This is a genomic window from Gemmatimonadaceae bacterium (assembly GCA_019637445.1).
In the GTDB taxonomy this organism is placed as follows: Bacteria; Gemmatimonadota; Gemmatimonadetes; order Gemmatimonadales; family Gemmatimonadaceae; genus Pseudogemmatithrix.
Genome location: JAHBVS010000001.1, coordinates 1,592,262 through 1,612,541, shown reverse-complemented (window position 1 = coordinate 1,612,541; position 20,280 = coordinate 1,592,262). Strand labels below are relative to the sequence as shown.

Sequence of the window (20,280 nt, the reverse complement as noted above, 5' to 3'; positions counted from 1 at the left end):
TCGTTCCTGCGGGAGTGGTCCCGGAACCACCCCCGCATCTTCCCTTCGGACGCGCCAAGCGTCGCGAAGGGAACAACCGCCTGTGCCGCTACCGCCCGCCGCGCAGCGCTCGCGTGGCACGTTCGACTGCCGCCGTCGCCGCATCGAAACGCGTGACGAGATCCTGCAACTCCGCCGCAAAACTTTCCGCGCTGCCATACCGCAGCGCCTCGTTCAGCGAAGGGAAAACCATCGTGCCGTAGCCGTTATCGACATCTGACGCGTATATGAGATTCCTATACCACGCGCGCGAACGCAAGCCCTCCGGTCGCGTGAGCGCGCGCTCGACGTCGCGCAGCGCGGCGTTGGTGGCCACTTGTTGCGCGCGCGGCAGCGTGGTCTGCAACGCGGCATCACGTGCCGACGCGAAGCCGCGCGCCGCCGTTTCCATGCGATCGATCGCCGCCGCGAGTGGCGCCGGCGTGGCCGACCATCCGCGCGCCGCGAGCCCACGCTCGAGCGGCGCGAGGTAGCGGCGCATCGTCTGCGCGAACTCCACGTAGTCGTAGGGCAGGACGTCGGCGTTGGCGAGCCGCATCATCATCGCTGTGCCGATGCGCGCGGCCGTCGCGTGGTAGCGATACCCGGGATCGCCGAAGCGCTCCATGAACGTCCAGGAGTCGTAGTTCGAGTGGTAGATGCCGTTGCCGCCACCAAAGCCCCAGTCGCTGTGCGGGATCCCGAGGTGGTTGTAGAAGCCGGCGAAGTCCGAGCCACCGCCCGGGTCGCCCATCGCCGGCTCGGCCCCGTCCGCCACGCGCGCACGACGCCGCCACACTTCATAGACGGATCCATCACCGCTCGGATCGGCGACACTGCGCGCCACATCACGCAGAACGCCGCGCAGCGACGGACTACCACCGCCGCCGAATGACGGGCCGCTCGCGGCCACGTCCTGGTTGAGATACGCCACCGCTCCGCGCAGGAGGCGCAGCGAGTCGTCCTCCACGTACTCCGTGCTGCCGACCAGCCCCCACTCCTCGGCGTCCCAGGTCGCGAAGACCAGTGTGCGTCGTGGCCGCCAGCCGGCGCGCATCTGCGCGGCGACGGCGCGCGCGGCTTCCACCACGCTCACGGTGCCCGAGACGTTGTCCACCGCCCCGGGACTCCAGGCATCGCGGTGCGCGCCGATGATCACCATCTCATCCGGGAACTCGCTGCCCCGGATGATCCCGTAGGTGTTCCAGATCGGCTTGTAGGCAGCCGTTGCCGAGTCGCTGAAGACCTGCACACGTGCACGCACTGGGCCCGGGCCGGCGTGGTAGCGGAACGGGAGTCCGCCCTGCCACGACTGCGGGATGTCGGCACCGCGCACGTCGCGCAGCAGTTCGATCGCGTTGCCGTACGAGAGCGGCAGTACGGGAATCCGCGGCACCGGCAGCGACTCCAGCGGCTGCCGCAACGCGCCACGCACGGAGGCATAGCCCGGCGTGGTCGGGTCCCCGGCACCGTTCATCACGCTGCCGCGCTGCACGCCGCGCGAGTTGCGGTACGGGCCCTCGGGGTACACATCGCCGCGCGCGTAGCCGTCGTCCGCCGGATCCGAATACATGAGGAGCGCCAGCGCGCCGCGCCGTTCAGCCTCGCGCGCCTTGATGCCGCGGAACGACCGCCCATAGCGCGCAATCGCAATCTTGCCGCGCACGCTGACGCCGAGCGAGTCGAGCTGCGCGTAGTCCTCGATCAGCCCGTAGTTCACATACACGACCTCGCCCGTCACGTCGCCGGTGCCGCTGTAGCCGTTCACGGTCGGATACTCGGGATACGCAACTGTCGTCGGATCCTCCGGCACCGATCCCTCGCGTAGGTCGAGTTCGCGCGGATCCGGATGCACGCGCCACACCCCGTACTGCACCGTGTGCGGCAGCCACACCTCGTACTCGCGCACTTCCGTCTCCAGTCCTGCCTCACGCAGGGCGGCAATCACCAGGTCACGCGTGCGGGCCTGCGCCGCCGTGCCGGCGATGTGCGGTCGGTCGGCGAGCGCGCGCGCCAAGGCCTGTGCCCGTGCCGTGTCCGGTCTGGCAATCGCGGCGCGCTCAGCGGCGCGTTGCCGCGCGGCGTGGTCGCGCGCGTAGCCATTGAGATCCTGCGCCGCCGATGGGGTCGCGCCGAGAAACAGCACGCACGCGAGCGCCAGCAGGCGACGCGCCTGGCGCGACGCCAAAGATGTCTGCGAGGGCATATGCTCTGGAGTGATCAGTAACCGTGCGCGGCGAGACCCGCCGCCGTGTCGAATTCCTGTGTGGTCTTATAGCGCTCGAATCGCCCGTCGCCGGCCATCGCGCGTGCCTTCTGGCGCACGGCGTCCATGGTCCCGGCGTGCAGGGGCGTGTAGCCCGCCGCGAGCTTCACCGTCTTCTTCAGTGTGGCGAGGTCGTCGATACCACCGAGCACCGTGCTCACCGGCAACGACCAAACGTAGCGGTAGGCATCCTCGACCTTCACCACGCGACAACCAGGTATCGCGCCTCCGGCCAAGGGCTTGGTCCCGATCACCGCACCACCATTGCGAATCACCTCGGGCAGCACCTGTCGCTCAAACGAGCGGAACGAGCCGTCGAAGGGGTTCAGCGGCATCAGCACCACGTCCCAGGCGAATCCGCGGCTGAGCAGCTTGAGGGCGATGTGCGGCGACTTCTCTCCGTGGAAACCGATCCAGCGCGCCCTTCCCTGTTCCCGCGCTTCCTGTGCCGCATCGAGGCCGCCGTGGTCGTACATCCAGTCCGGATCGTTGTCGTAGATGACCTGGTGGAAGGACCACAGGTCAATCCGATCCGTCTTCAGCAACGCGAGCGTCGACTCCAGCTGCGCCATCGACGTCTTGTAGTCGCGCTGGTACGCGGCACACTGCCATACCAACTGCACGCGCTCGCGGTACCCGTCCTTGAGCGCCATCGCGACCCATCGCTCGGCACGCCCGTCGCCGAAGCCCGGTGAGAGCTCCAACACATTCACACCCAGGTCGATTGCCTCGCGAATTACCTTGATCGTTGCCTGTTGGCCCTTGTCCGCCAGCCGCCGCGTACCAAGGCCAAGGATGGTCGTGGCACCACCGTGGCGATCGATGGCTCGCTGCTCCAGCGGAGGCGGGGCGCGCATTCAGTCCTCGGGGATGAGGGGAAGCGGTCGCCCGTCGAGTCGCTCGCGGGCCCGGATGCCGAGGTGCACGGCCAGCGTGGGCGCGATGTCCACGACGCGCGCCTCGCCCGGCCGGATGCCGGCGGGAATGCCGGCGCCCCAGAAGATGATGGGCACCCGCGCATCGTACTCGTGCGGGGAGCCGTGCGTCGCGTAGGTGACCGACGCGTTGTACGAAAACGGCGTCAGCGTCACTACCGCCCGCACCGCGTCATCGGGCCCGAACATGTGCAACCAGCGTCGGGCCACACGGTCCTGCACGGTGTCGGCCGTGACGAGGCTGGACACCATGTCGGCGCGCTGGACGCCGTTGAAGCGGCGCATCTCCTCGACCCACATCTGCGCGTAGGTGTCCGGGTCGCGGCCCGTGCGCTGGAAGGCATCAGGATCCACGACGCGGAAGCCGTCGTCGTAGATGACCGCCATCGAGTCCACGCCGTCGCGCTGCATCGCCCGGCGCACCCACGACAGCGCGCGACTGAAGTCCACGCGCTGTGCGAGCATGTTGTCGTAGTACGACGAGCGCAGGTCTGGATAGGGCGCGATGCCGTGGTCTGCCGTCAGCACGACCAAGAGCTTTTCCGACCCGCGCAACGACGCCAACGAGTCGAGGAAGGTGCCAAGGTAGCCGTCGAGGCGCAGCAATTGGTCGTGGATCTCGCGGGAATCCGGCCCGTAGCGGTGTCCGACGGCATCCGTGGTCGACAGCGAGACCGCGAGGAGGTCCAGGCGGCGATTCGAGGTCCCGAGCGCCAGCTCGCGCACGCCGTCGAGGGCAAAGGCGAGCGTGAGGGAATCCATCCACGGGTACTCGACCAGCTGCGCCGCCGCGCGCGCCGGATCGGTGGACAGGCGGTGCGGGAACACAACGTCTGCACCATCCGCTTCACGCGGCACCGAGTCGGGCGCGGGATAACGCAGCGGCGACTCGAGCAGCAGCGGCCATTCGCGCCCGGCGAGTGCCTGCGGCGCGCGGCGCTGGTTGAAGTCGTTCACCCAGCCAGGCAGGGCGTCCCGATAGTACGTGCTGGTCGTGAACGTCCCGTTCGACGCGTACCAATAGACGTCGGTCTTCGCCCGCCCGATCGGGAGGATCGCCCCGCGGTCCTTGCGCGAGACGCTGAGCGCGCGGGATGACGCGTCGGCGGCTCGCATCCAGTCGTAGAACGCCGTGCCGCGAAAGCGGAAGGGGGATGCACCCAGGCTTGTCGCGCCCAGCAGCGGCGCCTCGGTGGTGTTCACGCCCTGCGAGTTGCTGGAGATGCCCGTGTGCACGGGGAAACGGCCGGAGAGAATGCTTGCGTGCCCCGGCGCCGTCTCGGTGATCGCGTGGTCGTGCACCCCTCGCGGCCACACGGCGCCCTCGTCGAGGAGCCGGCGGAATCCGTGCGTGAAGGTTCCGCCGTAGCGTTCGAGGTAATCGCTGCTCAACTGATCAACGGTGATCACCACCAGCAGCGCCGTGCCGCTGCCCTCGGCCGTCGGCCTGCCGCCCACCGCAACGCCGCCGCAGGCCTGCACGACCACACTCGCCACGAGCATCGCCAAAACCAGTGGCGACCGCGGCGAAGCGTGGAGCCTGCGTCGAATCATCGAGAGTGCTGGCATCGGGCCCTACGTTGCGCCGGGAACCCGAATCCCACCAGAGGGGCCATCTATCCGATTGCCGTCTCGAGCTTGGCGAGGCCTTCGGCGAGCTGCTCGCGGGTCATCACCAGCGGCGGCAGGAGGCGAACCGTGTGGTCGCCCGCGGCGACCACGATCAGCCCCTGCTCCAGCGCCATTGAGACCACGTCCTTGGCTGGCACGGTCACGTCCACGCCCCACATGAGGCCGCGTCCACGCACGGCACGCACCTTCGGCAGGCGCGCCTCCATCGAGGCCAGCTGGTCACCCAGCCACTGGCCTTCGCGCCGCACGTGTTCCAGCAGCGCGGGGTCGTGCAGCCGGTCGAAGACGTGGTTGGCCACATGGGCTACGAAGGGGCCACCACCGAAGGTCGTGCCGTGGTCGCCAGGCTGGATCGCGTCCGCCACGCGCTGCGTGGCGAGCACGGCGCCCATCGGCAGCCCGGCCGCCATCGGCTTGGCCACCGTCAGCAGGTCCGGCTCCACGCCGAACTGCTCGTACGCAAAGAACGTCCCCGTGCGACCATAGCCGCACTGAATCTCGTCGAGGATCAACAGCACGCCGCGTTCCTGGGTCAACGCCCGCAGCTCGCGCACGAAACCGGTATCCAGGACGCGCATGCCTCCCTCTCCCTGCACCGGCTCGGCAATCACCGCCGCCGTCTGCTCCTCGCCAATCACGCGCGAGAGCTCCTCGATGTCGCGCTCGTGGATGTGGATGCCACCGGCCAGCGGGCGGTACGGATTCCGATACTGCGGCCGATCCGTCGCCGCTACCGTCCCGAAGAGCCGACCGTGGAAGGCACCGCGCAGTGCGATGATTTCGTGCTTGGCCGGCCCACCGACCTGTCGCGCCCACTTGCGGGCAAACTTGAAGGCGCCTTCGTTGGCTTCGGCGCCCGAGTTGCAGAAGAACACCCGGTCCGCGAACGACGCGCGCACGAGCTTCTCCGCCAGCAGCTCGCCCGCCGATGTGCGGAAGAGGTTCGACGTGTGGACCAGTCCCGACTGCATGGCTTCCTGCATCGCCTGTCGCACGCCGGCGTCGTCATAGCCCAGGGCGTTGACCGCAATGCCCGACGCGAAGTCGAGGTAGGACTTCCCTTCACTGTCGTAGAGGCGCACGCCCTCGGCACGCACCAGCTCCATCGGGGCACGGCGATAGGTGGCGAAGAGGGCGTCGGTCATGGCAATCGTCGCGGTGGTCACGGGGTTTCCTGTTGGGCGGAGACAGCGGGGACGATGGTTGTTCCTGCGTTCGCGTCGGCGATGGCCTCGAGCGTGCCGATGCGCACGGCACCGACGCCCGCGTCGAGGGCGGCGAGAGCGGCCTCGAGCTTGGCGAGCATACCGCCCTGCACCACCCCGCGATCGCCGAGCACCTTGATGCTACCGTGGTCGAGTCGGGGCAGCACGGCACCATCTTCCAGTACGCCTGCCACGTCGGAGACGAAGAGCAGCTCGTCGGCGTGCAAAGCGACGGCGAGCGCCGTGGCGGCGTCATCGCCATTCACGTTGAGACCGACGCCGTCGGCCTGCTCGCGGTCGCGCGCGACAGGGGAGACGACTGGCAGCCAGCCGGCGTCTAGCAGCGTGCGCAACAGCGACGCGTCGGCGAGCACCTCGCGCCCGACGCGACCGAAGGTTGGGTCCACAACGCGTGCGGTAATGAGCCCACCGTCTTCACCGCTGATGCCGACCGCGCGGGCACCGACGCTGAGCAGCTGCGCGACAAGACGCTTGTTGACCGTACCGGAGAGCAGCATGCGCACGACCTCAAGGTCTGCGGGGCTCGTGACACGACGACCGCCGACGAATTGCGGCTCGAGCCCGAGGCGTCGCTGCATCGCGCTCACCTCATCCCCGCCGCCGTGCACCACAACCACCGCACTTGCGGCCGAAGCTGCGGTGAGCGCCGCCGGCAGCTTCGGATCCGCCTGCGCGCGGCCACCGAGCTTGATGACGCGCGTCCTCATGCGGGCAGCCCGGCGGACTCCTCGAGCCCGAGCATCAGGTTTGCGTTCTGCAGCGCCTGGCCTGCGGCGCCCTTTACGAGGTTGTCGATGGCGCTGAACACCTGGAGGGTTGGCACGCGCACATCCTGCACCGCGCGCACGGCAATACGTGCGACGTTGCGATGCTGGACCTGTCGCAGTTCTGGCAGCGCCTCAACGACTTCGATGAAGCGCTCGCCAGCGTAACGCTTGCGATACAGCGCCAGCGGATCTGGCAGTGCCGATGCCAGCGGCACCGTGATCGTGGCCAGGATGCCGCGAGCCGTCGGTAGCAGGTGCGGCGTGAACAGGAGGTCCACGTCGGCGCCTGCTTGCGCGACGGCAGCGCGCATCTCGTTGAGATGTCTGTGCGTGTTGCCTACGCCATAGGCGCGGAAGTTTTCGGTCACTTCTCCAAAGAGCAGGTCGAGGCGTGGCGTGAGGCCCGCTCCGGTGACGCCGCTGGCGGCGGAGATGTGCGCGGTGGCGCCGCTGGCGATCAGTCCATTCTCCAGCAGCGGCAGCAGTCCCAGCAGTGCAGCAGTCGGATAGCAGCCAGGGTTTGCGACGAGCTCGGCGTCTCGCACCGCGTTTCGCTTCCACTCAGTGAGGCCGTACGGCACACCGTCGCTTGCCCCGTTGCCGATGCGAAGGTCGGTGGAGAGATCGACCACGCGCGCGCCGGCCTCGCGCGCGCGCGCGACCCACGCGGCGCTGGCGCCGTGAGGCAGCGAGGAAAAAATCAGCTTGGCGTCGCCAAGCGCGCAGTCCTCGGCCGCCTGGAACGTGACCGAGCTTCCGCCCGGAAGTTCAAGGCGTTCACCACGTTGCGCGTTCGCCGAGGCAAAGGCGAGCGACAACGAGGGATGCTGCGCGACGAGGGCGCAGAGTTCGCGTCCCGCGTAGCCGGAGGCTCCGAGGACGCCGACTGGAATCTTATGCACATTTAATGCATACTAATGCGTAGGCGGAGTGTCAACGGCCAGCTTCCTTGCCTGTGCGGACGGCGCTACTCTCCGAGACTTCGACTCTTCCATTTGTGACCATCAGCAAGCGGCAGCGCCAACACGCCATCCTGGAGCTCATCGGCACCCGCGAGATCGGGAGCCAGGAGGAGCTTCGGCAGTTGTTGTTGAAGCGCGGCATGGACGTCACGCAGTCGACGCTCTCCCGTGACCTGCGCGACCTCCGCGTGGCCCGCGTGCCGACGCCCCACGGCTTGCGCTACGTCGTTGGCGAGAGTGCTGGCGACGACAGCGCGCGTGCCCCGCTTGCAGCGATCCTGCCGCAGCTGTTCAGCCGCCTCGACGGCGTGGGCCCACTGCTCGTGCTACGGACCGTCATCGGCGGCGCGCAGCCCGTCGCGTCGGCCATCGACGCGGAGTCCTCACCTGACGTGCTGGGCACCATCGCCGGTGACGACACCATCCTGATGATCTGCCGCTCCGAGCAGGCCCGCGAACGTGTCGCTCGACGCCTCGCAGGGCTCGCGAAACGGTGAGCCGTTTCGCGCTCTGACTGACCGCTTTATTCGCATACATATGCATACCGAGACCTTGATGACTCTCGCCTTCACGGGCGGCCTGACTCGCGTCCTGCGCCTGGAGCTGCGATGAGCGACCAGACTGGCGGCCACAAGCTCTGGGGCGGGCGCTTTAGTGGTGGCCCAGCACCGGAACTCGAAGCGGTGAACCGTTCGATCGGGACCGATATCCGTCTGTGGCCCTTCGACATACGCCTGTCGCAGGCTTGGGCACGCGGCTTGGTCTCGGCCGGTGTGTACTCCGCTGCGGAAGCTGATGAGGTGGTGGCTGGGCTGGAGCGTGTCGCTGCGCGCGTCGCGGCTGGCGAGCAGCCGCAGGCCGCGGACGAGGACGTGCACACGTTTGTGGACCGACTACTTCACGAGGAAGCGCCGGGGCCTGCGGGACGCCTGCACACGGGTCGCAGCCGGAACGACCAGGTAGCAACCGATACGCGGCTCTGGACGATGTCCGCGCTTGATCGGATCGCGGGAATGGTGCGCGACCTGCAGCGCACAATGCTCGAGCAGGCCGAGCCGCACCAAGGCGTGCTGATGCCGGCTTACACGCATCTGCAGCGTGCCCAGCCCGTATCCGTTGCACACTGGATGCTCTCGCATTTCTGGCCCCTGGTGCGTGACCGAGAGCGCTTGGACGCGGCGCGGCGCCGTACGGCGGTCATGCCGCTGGGATCTGGCGCCATCGCCGGGTCTGCCTTCCCCGTGCCGCGCGAGAAGATTGCGGCCGACCTCGGCTTCGATGCGATCTCGCAGAACTCGATCGACGCCGTTGGCGACCGCGACTTCGTCGCCGACTCGCTCTTTGCGCTCACTATGCTCGGCACGCATCTCTCCAGGCTCGCCGAGGACCTCATTCTGTTTGGCTCCAGCGAGTTTGGGTTTGTCCGCTATGGCGACGCCTTCTCGACTGGCTCGTCGATGATGCCCCAGAAACGGAACCCGGACGCGCTCGAGCTGGCCCGCGGGTCCGGCGCGCGGATGCTGGGCGACTTGGTCGGCCTTGTGGCCACCCTGAAGGCGCTCCCGAGTGGCTACAACAAGGATCTGCAGGAGGACAAGCGGGCGCTGTTCGATGCGGTGGACGGTATGGAGCTGTTGCTCCCGGCAGTTTCTGGCTCGTTGGCGACGCTGCGATTCGAGCCCGAGGCAATGCGCCGTGCACTAAGTGGAGCAATGATGGCGACGGATCTTGCAGACTACCTCGTACGCAAACAGGTGAGTTTTCGCGAGGCCCACGGTGCAGTTGGTCGCCTTGTGCGAGAAGCCGAAGAGCACGGCGTTGATCTTTCGGCCTTGCCGTTCGAGTCGTTTTCTGCTGCGCACGAGTCCTTTTCAGAGGATGTCATGGCCGAGCTGAGTGCGGGTCAGTCTGTTTCGCACCGAAACATCCCTGGAGGAACCGGTCCAAGCGCCGTTGTTGCTCAGCTGGAGGCAGCTCGAGTTGCGCTTCGCTAAAGTCAATATTTTCAAATAGATACGATTGTTTTTTTGTTTAAGGTTATTTACCGCGGTCTTGTTGAGGCGACCGGCCGCGCCGCGCTGTTCGTCTCCCACTCATCCTGTTGCTGCTAGCGATTCCCTGGGAGTCCGCTCACGCTAGTCTCAGAAACGATCCAGTCGTTTGATTCACGATGCCTGGTCGTAAGCTCAGCGCAATCCGAAACCCGAGGCAGTTGCGCGAGGATTCGCTGGATATTGGGAGACCTGGCCGCAAAGCTGGAATTATTTCGCCTCGACTACGATATTATGATATCCTTGACAAAGAGGATATTTGCGGGCGCTCACAACCGCGACTGCTGCGGTCGTTCTCGGACTCGAACGCAAGGCGTTCGATAATCTCATCGTTCGACTCGGACCAGATGTGCTTCCGCCAGGCCGTCAGGGCGTGGAGCGGCGGGTACCGGTGACTCTAGTTGAGGAGCTGATGCTCTGCCTCGAGCTGTCAGCGGGCCTCGGGATCCCCGCCAGAGCCGCACTCGCTATCGCTCAGCGCTTGATGGGGCGCCATTCTCAGGCTTCGGCCTCCGAAGGCTTCACCGGAAGTTTGGAGGTCGGCCCCTTTGTGCAACTTGGGGCGGACTTGGCGGCACTTCGGGCGGAGACGCAGCGGCGATGCGCCGTCGCCATCGAAAGTGTCGTTCGCCGCCCGCGCGGCCGGCCCGCCGCGCGGCGACCGGCCTTGCCTGACCTCGGCGATGCCTGAGCGCGGTGGCACTCACACCATCCTGAACGTCAAACGGGCGCCCAGAGCATTGCTCCGGGCGCCCGTCCGATTGTGCCGGCTCTGTGGTTACGAAACCTTGGAGACGTTCTCGGCAGCCGGACCCTTGGCCCCCTGCACGATGTCAAACTCGACGCTGTCACCCTCGGCCAGCGACTTGAAGCCGGTGCCCTGGATCGCGCTGTAGTGCACGAAGCAATCCTTGGTGCCGTTGTCGGGCGTGATGAACCCGAAGCCCTTCGCATCGTTGAACCACTTCACCTTGCCGGTCGTACGCATTCCCTACTCCTGATGATGTTGATTTATGCTGGGAGCGGAACGCGCCGCACCTGCACAATCGGACTCGCGAGACCATAGAGATCCCTCGCGTTGGATCACCCCTCGACATTCCGAGGGATGTACAAAGCTAGGGGGACCGGGGAAGTGCCGCAATGGTCCCCTCCCCGCCACCGGAAGCCTTTCCCCGCCCCCTGCTGGACCCGTCAGCGGTTCCGGGGCGTTGGGTCATCGTTCTGCGGCCGCTAGTTTCCCCTCGGTCGGGGGACGCGTCCCCCGGCCACATCCCCTGCCCCAACCGCGCCCCAACGCCCGTGTCCCCCTTCAAGCAGCGCCGCAGATCGGTCACCGCCGACGTGGGAGGAGTCCTCGTCGGCTCCGACCAGCCGATCGTCGTCCAGTCGATGACGAACACTGACACGGCCGATGCCGCCGCGACGGCAACCCAGGTCGCCGCCCTCTGGCGCGCGGGCTCGCAGATCGTGCGCGTGACCGTCAACAACGACGAGGCCGCGGCCGCTGTGCCCGAGCTCATGTCGCGCTTGGCTGACAAGGGCGTTCCCGTGCCCGTGGTCGGTGACTTCCACTACAACGGGCACCTCCTGCTGCGGAAGTATCCCAAGGCCGCGGAACTGCTCGCCAAGTACCGCATCAACCCCGGCAACGTCGGTACGCGACACCGCGATGACAACTTCCGGACGATTGTCCAGGTCGCCGTCGACAACGACAAGCCGGTGCGTATCGGCGTGAACTGGGGTTCGCTGGATCAGGACCTCCTGACGCAGCGCATGGACGAGAACGCCAAGCGCAGCGAGCCACTGGACGCGAAGGAGGTCTACTTCGAGGCGATGCTCGAGTCCGCGTTGCGCTCGGCGGCGCTCGCCGAGGAAACCGGACTACGGCACGACCAGATCCTGATCTCGGCGAAGATCTCGCAGGTGCAGGATCTCGTCACCGTGTATCGACGGCTGGCGACGCGCTGCGACTACCCGCTGCACCTCGGGCTGACGGAGGCCGGACTCGGCACCAAGGGCGTCGTCGCCAGCACGGCGGCGCTGGCCATCCTGCTGAGCGAAGGCATCGGCGACACGATTCGCGTCTCGCTGACACCGCGGCCCGGCGGCGACCGCACCGAGGAAGTGCTCGTCGCCCAGCAGATCCTGCAATCGCTCGAGCTGCGGTCGTTCACACCGCAGGTCACCGCCTGTCCCGGCTGCGGGCGTACGACATCCACCTTCTTCCAGAAGATGGCCGAGGACATCCAGGGATATCTGCGTGATCAGATGCCCATTTGGCGCGAGTCTCACCCCGGCGTCGAGGAGATGAAGGTCGCCGTCATGGGCTGCGTGGTGAACGGGCCGGGGGAGTCCAAGCACGCGAATCTTGGCATTTCCTTGCCCGGCACCTTCGAGGAGCCCAAGGCACCGGTCTACGTCGACGGCAAGCTGCGCGTGACGCTGAAAGGAGAGCGCATCGTCGAGGAGTTCCTCGAGATTCTGAACGAGTATGTGGAGCGCAGCTACCCGGCGGCGGCGGCTCACTAGTCCAGCGCGAGTCGCTCAGCGCGTCACGAGCTCGTCAACAAGTGTCGAAAGCTCCGCGAGGATCGGGGCGGTGAAGCCGAGCTCGCGAAGCCGGTCGCGCACACCGACGTACCACTGCAGCGTGCCGTCGCGACCACCGTTGAAGCGGCCCCATACACTGTCGGGGTCGATCGTACGCCGGAGATCGGCAAGCAAGCTTCCGGCGTTGTGGACCTTGTCGGCGGCACAAACCCAGCGCGCCGCCTCGCCCGCCTCGGAGAGCCGTGTGAGATAGTCCGCCTTGGCCTCGTCGCGCGAGAGCTCGACCCCGTCGTCATCGGTACGGCGCTTCGTGACGGCCAGGACGGTATCCAGCACCTCGGCCCCGAACTTCGTTGCGATGCGGTCCTCGAGCATCTCCTGTGTCCAGCCTTCGCGCACGCAGTCTTCGATGACGTCGTGGAGGATGCCCGCGATGATGGTGTCCTCGTCGCGACCGTAGCGCGTGAGGATGAGCGCCACGTTGGCGGGATGCGTGAGGTAGGGCAGGCGGGTGCCCTTGCGCACCTGCCGGTCGTGATGCTTCGCCGCGAAGGCGAAGGCGTGGTTGATGCGGTCGGAGTATCCAGTCATGGCGGCCGCCGGAATATGGGCATCGACCCGCACTAACGCACCAGCGCGCCAGCAAGTTGAAGGTCTAGGACGGCGAGCGCGATCCCTTGCACTGCAATGCCGAGCCCCGCGCCGACGAGCCCGAGGCGTCGCCCCAGCTTCCAGCCGCAGGCAGCCAGGGTCAGGCCGACCAGCAGGTATCCGAGATCGAGGCCGATGTTCAACCACAGCAGGCGGTCGAGCTGCGTCGCGCCGGCGAGGTCACGGAGCGCGAGTCGTTGCCACGACCAGCCCGCGATGAGGAGGACAAGGAGCCCCCACGCTGCCGTCTGTATCCCGAAGTGCTGGAGCATTGCCGACCTGAGTCTCCTCACCTGCAGCAGTGTGAGCAGCGCGGTGCCGGTGACAACGTTGAGCAGCGCCCAGACACCCAGTCTCAACAGGTGCAGCCGCTCGATCTCAAGCAGATCTGAAGCGTATTGATGCTCCATCAGTGTCCTGTTGATGTCTTTTTCGTGGCCGCTTCGACAGCCTTGAACGATCCGCCCGGCGTGCGGCCTTTGCGCTTCGACAGGTGCGCGGCGAGCTCCGCCCGAGACGGCAGGTTCGGAAGCGGCGCGTCCCAGAGCACGACGCTGTGCAGTCGGTCGCCGGTCGCCTCGAGTGAGCCACCGTCGCGAGCGAACACCTCTACGGGTGTGATCCCTACGACGCCGCAGAGCACTTGCGGCGCCGACGGTAGGAGTTCTCGCGCCCGCTCTGCGTCTGCCACCCCGACGGTGACGATCGTGAGCTCGTGACGCTCGCGGAAGTCTGCGAAGCCCTTCAGTGCCGTCGCACGCGCTGCCTCGGGGAGTTCGGCGTCGGGCGTAGAGCCTGCAGGAATCATCTGCATATTGAGCCCGTCGCTCGAACCCACCGGGCGAGCGACGTCGCGCCACGCAAATCGCCCGGCCAGTGCGTCGGTGAAGCCGGGTTCCGCGTGGTCGCGGAAAATGCGCGACAGCGCAATCACGTCGGCGTTGAGTTCCAGCACCAAGGTGCTGCGGTGGTCCGCCGCGGCTGCCACAGCCAGGCGCGCCGCCACCGCCGCAGACACGACCGGATCATGACCGGCGACAATCACGGATCGCGAGCGCGTGCCGGTCGACGTGAGGGCAAGGTAGAGAACGCGGAACGGATCCACGCCTCGCGGCCGGAAGCGTAGCGCGCCTTCCGGCAGGGGATCTCGCACGAGCGAGAGCACCGATGCGCCAACCGAGCGCTCTGCCTCCTCCACGCTGGCCAATGTCGGCGCGCGCATTTCGTGCAACAGTGCAGCGCCGACCCGTCCGAGCACCCCGAGAACCAACACCAGCAGCACCAATGGGGCAGGGGAGATCGGCGTGCTGGCTTCGCGCGCTCGATCCAGGCCTGCCGCGGCACGTGCCACGGCGCTTCGCGACAGCTCGTGCCGCGACGTCGCCGCGCGCACGGAGTCGGCCAGTCGGTCCCGCTCCGCACGAAGGGCCGCCGTGTCAGCGGCCGGCACCCGCAGCTCCGGCGCCGGCTCACGCGGCGCCGCGGACTCGAGCTCGGCACGCCGATAGTCCGCGATCGCCATCACGGTGCGCCCGATGCGTTGGCGCTCCGACTCCTCGCCCGTCGAGCGCAGTGAGTCGGCCAGCGCCAGCATCCGCGGTCCGTAGCGCACCGCCTCGGCGTCCGCCAACGCGAGGTACGCGGCGGCGCTGCGCTGCGCGCGTGCGGTAGCCAGCGCCTCCACCAACGCTCCCAGCACCGGGTCTAGCGGTCGCGAGGACGTCGCCGGCGCCATGCGCGACGCGTCCGTCCCGCGCCCGGCCTCGCGCAGAAGCGAGTCGGCCACCTCGGTCGCGCGTTCTGCCGCCTGCAATCGCGCCCAGCTGCGCAAGGAATCGGCCGCGGCGCGTTCCAACACCGCACGCGCCGTCGCGCCGGGGTCGTCGGTCGCGACCGGAATCAGCAGTACCGCGACGGCAATCGTGCCGCCGACCGCCAGCCACCAGCGGAGGAACCCTCGTGTCCGTCGTACTGCCAGCGACGCGCGCGCGTACCACCACGCGGCTCCGGTGAGTGGCCGTCGTGGCGGACGTTGGCGTGGGGCGGCGGGAGCTGTCATCGAGGATGGACGAGGCCTAAGAGGCGAACGGGCGGCGACGAGTCTCGCTCGCCGCCGCCCGTCGTGATCCTGCGGCGCGCCGTGGCGCGCGGCGACTTACTGGACCGTGATGACGCCCTTCATCCCCATCGCGAGGTGCGGCGTGCAGTTGTACTCGTACTTACCAGCCGGGATGTTGCCGAAGGACAGCGTGAAGCCCTCGTTCGGCATCATGTACATGTTCGACGACAGCTCGGCCATGCGCGCGGTGCCGAAGTTCATGTCGAGCTGCTTCTTCACGTCGGCCGACAGGCCCGTCGCGGTGAAGGCGACATTGTGCGGGAAGCCGGACACGGCGACGAACTTGATGGCGTCACCCGTCTTGATGGTCAGGTTCGCGGGCTCGAAGCGGAAGCCCTTCTCGTCACCAAGCATCTTGATCTCGTGCGTCGTGCCAGTGATCGGCGCGGCACCCATCATGTCACCCGCGGGCGCGGCGGCCGGGGCGGCGGCCGGAGCAGCGGCCGGCGTGGTCTCGGCAGCCGGCGCGGAATCAGCCGAGCCACCGCAAGCGGCGAACGAAAGGACAGCAGCGAACAGCGCCAGACGATTGAACTGCATTGCGAGTAGCCTCCAGGCCGTGCAAACGATTTGTGATGTGAGCTCTACGGCAGCTGATCCGTAGGTTGTGAAAAGTATCACAAGGCGGCGCGGCTGCCAATGGCGGCGGTCGTTGTTGGCCCTGTCGCTCACATTGAGTGCCGCAGCGCTTGGACCCCCGGGCCAAGGGGGTGCCTAGCCCTCAGGACGGCCCGCTCGCCAGTTTCCCTCGTTCCCACCCGCTCCCGAACCCCCTCGCGATGCTCGCCATCCCTAGCATTCGCCTTCGTGGCGGCCACACAGTGCCTTTGGACGAGGGCGACGCCGGCCGAGATGCCACCTGGCTGCACGACCCGCTCGAGACGGCGATGCAATGGGCAGCCGCGGGCTTCCGTCGACTCCACGTGCACGATGTCGACGCGGCCGCCGGGAGACCGAGTAGCCGCGAGGCCACGCGTGACCTGATTCAGCGTGCCGGCATTTCCGTGCAGATCGCTGGCGGCTTGCGGGACGAGGAGCTGATCGACGAGCTCGTCGCGGACGGTGCGAGCGCCGTGGTGCTGGACTCGCGCGCCTTCGACGACCCACGCAGGCTTGAAGATCAAGTTGACCGACAACCCGGCCGCATCCTGTTGGCTCTCGACGTGCGGGACCGCAACGTTGTCTCGCGCGTTCGCGCACGGGCGATCACGCGACCCGCGCTCTCAGTCATCGACGAGTTGCGAGACCTGCCGCTCGCTGGCCTTTTCGTCGCGACGCCAATGCGCGAGTCCGGGGTGCTGGGAAGCGAGCTTGCGTTTCTGGCCGATGTGGTCGACGAATCCCCGTGGCCGGTGATTGCCGCAGGTTCGATCACAACCCCGAACGACCTGCGCGTGCTTGAGGACCGCGGCCTATCCGCCGCCGTCTTCTCCTTGCCTTTCGCGACGGAAGGAATCGATTTCTCGGCGCTGGCCGAGGAGTTCGGCGATGCCATGGGGATTCGTTCATGAGTGCGACTCTGCTACGCTCCGCTGAGACGCTGGCCCGCCACATCGGCACGGTCGCGCTCCGCCACTATCGATCGATCTTGACCGTCGAGACCAAGGGCGATGGCTCACCCGTGACCGCTGCCGACCGAGAGGCAGAGACAGCCGCTCGCACCTGGCTGTCCCAGCACTTTCCGGAGGACGGAGTGCTTGGCGAGGAGCGTGGCGAGCAGGAAGGCCGCAGTGGGCGCCGCTGGATCATCGACCCCATCGACGGGACGAAGAGCTTCGTGCGCGGGGTCCCGCTTTGGGGTTCATTGGTCGCGCTCGTCGAAGGCGAGGAGGTGCTGGCCGGGGCGGCGTTCTTTCCGGCAGTCGACGAACTGGTGGCCGCAGCACCGGGCGAAGGCTGTTGGTGGAACGGCAACCGCGCATCCGTGAGTCGCTGCTCCACGCTGGCAGGCGCGACGATGCTCATCAACGACGAACGTGGATTCACGCGCGCCGCCTTGCGGGAGGGCTGGCGCACGCTGTCCGGTGAGGCGAACCTCGTCCGCGGATGGGGTGACTGCTTCGGCTACCTGCTCGTCGCGACCGGTCGCGCCGAAGTGATGGTGGATCCGGTGGTGAATCCCTGGGACACTGCGTGCTTCCAGCCCATCATCGAGGAGGCCGGTGGGGTGTTCACCGACCTCAAGGGACGTCGCACCGCGTTCGCTGGCTCGGCCATCGCCACCAACGCGAGTTTGGCCGAGCAGGTGCGGGAGTACTTCGAGGGCTGACGGTCTCGCGGACCGCCGGCGGGCGAGATCCTAGAACGCCATCAGCCGGAAGCGATTCACCGCCCTCGGGTCCCCGATGTACGCGAAGCGCACGCCCTTCATGTATTGGCCCACCACACGCCGGACGTCATCGCCCGTCACGGCCCGCAGGTCGGCGACAAACCGCTCCGCCGCGCGATAGTCGCCGCGATACAGCTCCGCACGGGCGAGGAAGTCGGCCTGCGCTCCCGATGTCTCGTTGTCGAGAAAGTATTCCGTGAGGAACTGCGAGATCAGCGGAGCCAGCGCCTCGGTAGGCAGCGTCACGGTGGAGAGGTTGCGAATCTCGTTTCGCATCAATGCCAGCGTCGTGTCGGGCCGCGTGGTGCTGACGTAGAGGCCACCAGACGTGACGGCACGGTCGCGGAACCTCGCCTCGACGGCGTACGTGAGATTGCGGCGCGACCGGATCTCCCCAAAGAGCCTGCCCGAGAGGATTGCCGAGGCCACCCGCAGCGCGGGCACGTCCGCGTGGTTGGCCGGTGGGCCCTCCCACCATCCGAGGATGTAGTTGGTCGGCAACCGGCGCGGCTCGATGACCACATTGGAACCCGGGCGCTCGGCTCCCGTCGACGGTGACGACCAGGTGTAGTCGCCAGCCGGCAGCGTGGCGAGACTCGTGCGCAGCATCCGCTCCAGCCTTTCCCGGCTGACGTCGCCGACGACCACGAGCAGCAGCCGTGACTTCACCAGGTGCTGTTTGTGGAACGCCGCAAGATGGGCCAGCGACAGGCCCGCGATGGACTGCTCCGTACCGACCGGCGAGAGGCCATACGGCTGGCCCACGAACGCGATGCTGTCGGCGAGGTACTCGAGTTGCGCCTCTGGACTGTCCACGCGCTGGCTCAGGCCAGACAGCAGGTTGTCGCGGACGAAGGTGAAATCCTCCTGCGCCAAGGTCGGCCGCAGCAGTCGGTCCGTGTACACGCTCCACGCCGAGTCGAGCTGCGTATTGGTCGTCCGGAGGGCGTAGACCGTCCAGTCCTCGTGCGGCACCACGCCGATTTCCGATCCGGTGCGGGCGAGTGCGCGCCGCAGTTGCTCCCCCGGATACTTCGCCGACCCGCGCTCGGTGACGCCGAGCAGCAAGGGTTCGAGTCCAGCGGTGGCCGGCGTCGCCAGCGACGTGCCACCGAGTAGGTACAGGTTCGCCACCACAAGTGCATTGGATGTCTGGCGATGGATGACGCGGATGCCGTCGACGTCAAAGCGCGTGGTCTCGGACGTCTCGGCCGCGGGCGCGCGACTGGCGGCGGGCGTCGCCGCTTGGCCTGTCACCACACGCGCCAGCGAACACAGTGCAAGGGCAGCGACGCAGACGTGTTTCGCTGCCAAGTCGCGGAAGGTGTGCATCAACGGGGCCCTCCGATCGCGGCCAGCTCCGACTCAGTGAGCTGCAGCGCGCGCATGGTCCCTCGCGGCAGCATGACGCCGGTCACGTGCGGCTTGCCCACGATGTATGTGCGCGCATAGCGCTGCAGGTCGGGCGGCGTCTGCTCGGCCATGGCGTCGATGTACCGGAAGTAGTAGTCCACGCCCACGACGCTCCACCAGAAGCCGATGGTGTGGGAGTTTTCCGAGGCGCGCTCCATCCCGAAGGCGGTGCTGACCGCGCGGTGCGCCTTGGTCGCCTCGAGCTCCTCGTCCGTGAAGTAGCCCGGCTCAAGCGTGGCACGCAGTTCACGGTGCAGCGCCACGAGCGCCTCGCGCAGTTGCTCGGGCGTCGTCTGCCCACTGACCGTGATGGGCCCCACGTGGTTCAGCGTGTAATAGTTGACGATGACGCCCTGCCAGAGACCGGACTCCACCAGGCGCTGCTGGAAGCGCGAGCTCGCCTGGTTCAACACGTCCGAGTAGACGTCCGCCGCAAACGTGGCGGCCTCGTCTTTCGAGGCGCTGGGCCCGTGCCACTGGATCTGCACGGTGACCGCATTCACGTCTTCCTCGACAATGATGCCCTGATTGCCATCAAGCGGCGGCACCGTCGGAATCGGTGCGCGGACGAAGGGATCCTCGCCGCGCGGCCAGCTTCCGAGTACCCGCTCCGCGAGCGCAAACATCGGCGCCGCCTCGACATCACCGGCAATGATCAGGGCCGAGTTGTTGGGCACGTAGTAGAGGTCCCGGATGCGCCGCATCTGCTCGGGCGTCACCGACTGGAGCACTGCGCGGTCGCCGATGGTGTTCTTCCGGCTCCAGAATGTCCCCCACAGTTTCCGGCCCACGGCTTCGTCGAGCCTGAACCACGGCGACGACTCCGCGCGGTCGTACTCGCCGAGGACTACCTGTTTCTCGCGGGCGAGCTCGTCCGCGCGGAACTGCGCACCGCGCAGGGCGGCATCCAGGAACCGCAGGCCACCCTCGACCGAGTCGGCGAGCACCGTGAGGTAGTAGCTCACAAGCTCCTCGCGCGTCGTGGCGTTGAAGAGTGCCCCGAGGTCCGCCGCGCGGTCGATGAACGCGTCGGGCTGCGGATAGCTGTCGTTCGCCTTGAAGAACATGTGCTCGAACAGGTGCGCCAGTCCCGCGTACTCCGGCGTCTGGGTGAACGCGCCGTTCTTCACCACGAGTTCGATCGTCGCGATCGGCACGCCGTGGCTCGGCGCCACGATCACCTCGAGACCGTTCGGCAGCACGCGCCGTTGGATCGTGCGCTCGAGCTCGGCGCGCAACTGCGCCTCGCTAGGGCGGGGCAGCAGGCCCGCAAGGACCATTGCGAGTGTCACGCCTGCGCGGAACAGTGCGCGGCCCGACAGGGCTTGAGGGACCCGCCGGCCCCTGTGCGCCGTCGTCCC

18 protein-coding genes are annotated in these 20,280 nt (G+C 67.4%); 5 read left to right on the top strand and 13 right to left on the bottom strand.

Annotated elements, in window-relative coordinates; translation table 11 throughout:
* Positions 1–88 precede the first annotated feature (88 nt).
* The 6 genes from KF709_07300 to argC form a co-directional block, all read right to left on the bottom strand.
* Positions 89–2,224 carry a M20/M25/M40 family metallo-hydrolase gene (locus tag KF709_07300; GenBank protein MBX3174202.1) on the bottom strand — a complete coding sequence of 712 codons (2,136 nt, stop codon included), beginning with the start codon at positions 2,222–2,224 and terminating at the stop codon, positions 89–91.
* A gap of 14 nt (positions 2,225–2,238) precedes the next feature.
* A complete protein-coding gene (locus KF709_07295) occupies positions 2,239–3,141 on the bottom strand; it encodes an aldo/keto reductase (protein MBX3174201.1) in 903 nt (300 codons plus the stop codon).
* A complete protein-coding gene (locus KF709_07290; protein MBX3174200.1) occupies positions 3,142–4,722 on the bottom strand; it encodes an alkaline phosphatase family protein in 1,581 nt (526 codons plus the stop codon).
* A gap of 113 nt (positions 4,723–4,835) precedes the next feature.
* Positions 4,836–5,996, bottom strand: coding sequence for an acetylornithine transaminase (locus tag KF709_07285; protein MBX3174199.1), 1,161 nt, complete (start codon positions 5,994–5,996; stop codon positions 4,836–4,838).
* A 17-nt stretch (positions 5,997–6,013) separates the two neighbouring features.
* Positions 6,014–6,784: an acetylglutamate kinase gene (gene argB, locus KF709_07280; protein ID MBX3174198.1), complete on the bottom strand. Its 771-nt coding sequence runs from the start codon at positions 6,782–6,784 to the stop codon at positions 6,014–6,016.
* The gene (gene argC / locus KF709_07275) at positions 6,781–7,746 is read right to left on the bottom strand and encodes an N-acetyl-gamma-glutamyl-phosphate reductase (protein MBX3174197.1); all 966 of its coding nucleotides are present in this window, start codon (positions 7,744–7,746) and stop codon (positions 6,781–6,783) included. The genes argB and argC overlap by 4 nt, the downstream gene beginning before the upstream one ends.
* 200 nt (positions 7,747–7,946) lie before the next feature.
* Here argC and KF709_07270 point away from each other — a divergent pair, with 200 nt between their 5' ends.
* Both KF709_07270 and argH read left to right on the top strand, forming a co-directional pair.
* Complete coding sequence (locus tag KF709_07270; protein MBX3174196.1) at positions 7,947–8,303, top strand: hypothetical protein; 357 nt, start codon at positions 7,947–7,949, stop codon at positions 8,301–8,303.
* A gap of 111 nt (positions 8,304–8,414) precedes the next feature.
* Positions 8,415–9,800 (top strand): argininosuccinate lyase, encoded by a 1,386-nt coding sequence (gene argH / locus KF709_07265; protein MBX3174195.1) that lies wholly within the window; start codon positions 8,415–8,417, stop codon positions 9,798–9,800.
* Positions 9,801–10,635: 835 nt separating this feature from the next.
* Here argH and KF709_07260 read toward each other — a convergent pair.
* Positions 10,636–10,845, bottom strand: coding sequence for a cold-shock protein (locus KF709_07260; protein ID MBX3174194.1), 210 nt, complete (start codon positions 10,843–10,845; stop codon positions 10,636–10,638).
* Positions 10,846–10,997: 152 nt separating this feature from the next.
* Here KF709_07260 and ispG point away from each other — a divergent pair, with 152 nt between their 5' ends.
* Positions 10,998–12,386, top strand: a complete 1,389-nt coding sequence (gene ispG, locus KF709_07255) for a flavodoxin-dependent (E)-4-hydroxy-3-methylbut-2-enyl-diphosphate synthase (protein MBX3174193.1) — start codon at positions 10,998–11,000, stop codon at positions 12,384–12,386.
* A gap of 15 nt (positions 12,387–12,401) precedes the next feature.
* Here the strand turns inward: ispG and KF709_07250 are convergent, their stop codons facing one another.
* From KF709_07250 to KF709_07235, 4 genes are all read right to left on the bottom strand, one after another.
* Positions 12,402–12,998, bottom strand: a complete 597-nt coding sequence (locus KF709_07250; protein ID MBX3174192.1) for an HD domain-containing protein — start codon at positions 12,996–12,998, stop codon at positions 12,402–12,404.
* Between the two features lie 32 nt (positions 12,999–13,030).
* Entirely contained in the window at positions 13,031–13,468 is a 438-nt protein-coding gene (locus KF709_07245; protein MBX3174191.1) for a hypothetical protein, read from the bottom strand.
* Positions 13,468–15,117: a hypothetical protein gene (locus KF709_07240; GenBank protein MBX3174190.1), complete on the bottom strand. Its 1,650-nt coding sequence runs from the start codon at positions 15,115–15,117 to the stop codon at positions 13,468–13,470. The genes KF709_07245 and KF709_07240 overlap by 1 nt, the downstream gene beginning before the upstream one ends.
* A 96-nt stretch (positions 15,118–15,213) precedes the next feature.
* Positions 15,214–15,717: a hypothetical protein gene (locus KF709_07235; GenBank protein ID MBX3174189.1), complete on the bottom strand. Its 504-nt coding sequence runs from the start codon at positions 15,715–15,717 to the stop codon at positions 15,214–15,216.
* A 239-nt stretch (positions 15,718–15,956) separates the two neighbouring features.
* Here KF709_07235 and KF709_07230 point away from each other — a divergent pair, with 239 nt between their 5' ends.
* Both KF709_07230 and KF709_07225 read left to right on the top strand, forming a co-directional pair.
* Complete coding sequence (locus KF709_07230; protein ID MBX3174188.1) at positions 15,957–16,688, top strand: 1-(5-phosphoribosyl)-5-((5-phosphoribosylamino)methylideneamino)imidazole-4-carboxamide isomerase; 732 nt, start codon at positions 15,957–15,959, stop codon at positions 16,686–16,688.
* Complete coding sequence (locus KF709_07225) at positions 16,685–17,446, top strand: histidinol phosphate phosphatase (GenBank protein MBX3174187.1); 762 nt, start codon at positions 16,685–16,687, stop codon at positions 17,444–17,446. Before KF709_07230 ends, KF709_07225 begins: the two co-directional genes overlap by 4 nt.
* A gap of 30 nt (positions 17,447–17,476) precedes the next feature.
* Here KF709_07225 and KF709_07220 read toward each other — a convergent pair whose 3' ends face one another.
* Positions 17,477–18,838 (bottom strand): insulinase family protein, encoded by a 1,362-nt coding sequence (locus KF709_07220; protein ID MBX3174186.1) that lies wholly within the window; start codon positions 18,836–18,838, stop codon positions 17,477–17,479.
* Positions 18,838–20,199 carry an insulinase family protein gene (locus KF709_07215; GenBank protein MBX3174185.1) on the bottom strand — a complete coding sequence of 454 codons (1,362 nt, stop codon included), beginning with the start codon at positions 20,197–20,199 and terminating at the stop codon, positions 18,838–18,840. Before KF709_07215 ends, KF709_07220 begins: the two co-directional genes overlap by 1 nt.
* Between the last annotated feature and the right edge of the window lie 81 nt (positions 20,200–20,280).

Bases quoted from the DNA above. Each gene is read 5' to 3' on its own strand.
- KF709_07300 (MBX3174202.1), bottom strand. From the start codon at position 2,224: ATGCCCTCGCAGACATCTTTGGCGTCGCGCCAGGCGCGTCGCCTGCTG.
- KF709_07295 (MBX3174201.1), bottom strand. From the start codon at position 3,141: ATGCGCGCCCCGCCTCCGCTGGAGCAGCGAGCCATCGATCGCCACGGT.
- KF709_07290 (MBX3174200.1), bottom strand. From the start codon at position 4,722: ATGCTCGTGGCGAGTGTGGTCGTGCAGGCCTGCGGCGGCGTTGCGGTG.
- KF709_07285 (MBX3174199.1), bottom strand. From the start codon at position 5,996: ATGACCGACGCCCTCTTCGCCACCTATCGCCGTGCCCCGATGGAGCTG.
- argB (MBX3174198.1), bottom strand. From the start codon at position 6,784: ATGAGGACGCGCGTCATCAAGCTCGGTGGCCGCGCGCAGGCGGATCCG.
- KF709_07270 (MBX3174196.1), top strand. From the start codon at position 7,947: ATGGACGTCACGCAGTCGACGCTCTCCCGTGACCTGCGCGACCTCCGC.
- argH (MBX3174195.1), top strand. From the start codon at position 8,415: ATGAGCGACCAGACTGGCGGCCACAAGCTCTGGGGCGGGCGCTTTAGT.
- KF709_07260 (MBX3174194.1), bottom strand. From the start codon at position 10,845: ATGCGTACGACCGGCAAGGTGAAGTGGTTCAACGATGCGAAGGGCTTC.
- ispG (MBX3174193.1), top strand. From the start codon at position 10,998: ATGGTCCCCTCCCCGCCACCGGAAGCCTTTCCCCGCCCCCTGCTGGAC.
- KF709_07250 (MBX3174192.1), bottom strand. From the start codon at position 12,998: ATGACTGGATACTCCGACCGCATCAACCACGCCTTCGCCTTCGCGGCG.
- KF709_07245 (MBX3174191.1), bottom strand. From the start codon at position 13,468: ATGGAGCATCAATACGCTTCAGATCTGCTTGAGATCGAGCGGCTGCAC.
- KF709_07240 (MBX3174190.1), bottom strand. From the start codon at position 15,117: ATGACAGCTCCCGCCGCCCCACGCCAACGTCCGCCACGACGGCCACTC.
- KF709_07235 (MBX3174189.1), bottom strand. From the start codon at position 15,717: ATGCAGTTCAATCGTCTGGCGCTGTTCGCTGCTGTCCTTTCGTTCGCC.
- KF709_07230 (MBX3174188.1), top strand. From the start codon at position 15,957: ATGCTCGCCATCCCTAGCATTCGCCTTCGTGGCGGCCACACAGTGCCT.
- KF709_07225 (MBX3174187.1), top strand. From the start codon at position 16,685: ATGAGTGCGACTCTGCTACGCTCCGCTGAGACGCTGGCCCGCCACATC.
- KF709_07220 (MBX3174186.1), bottom strand. From the start codon at position 18,838: ATGCACACCTTCCGCGACTTGGCAGCGAAACACGTCTGCGTCGCTGCC.
- KF709_07215 (MBX3174185.1), bottom strand. From the start codon at position 20,199: ATGGTCCTTGCGGGCCTGCTGCCCCGCCCTAGCGAGGCGCAGTTGCGC.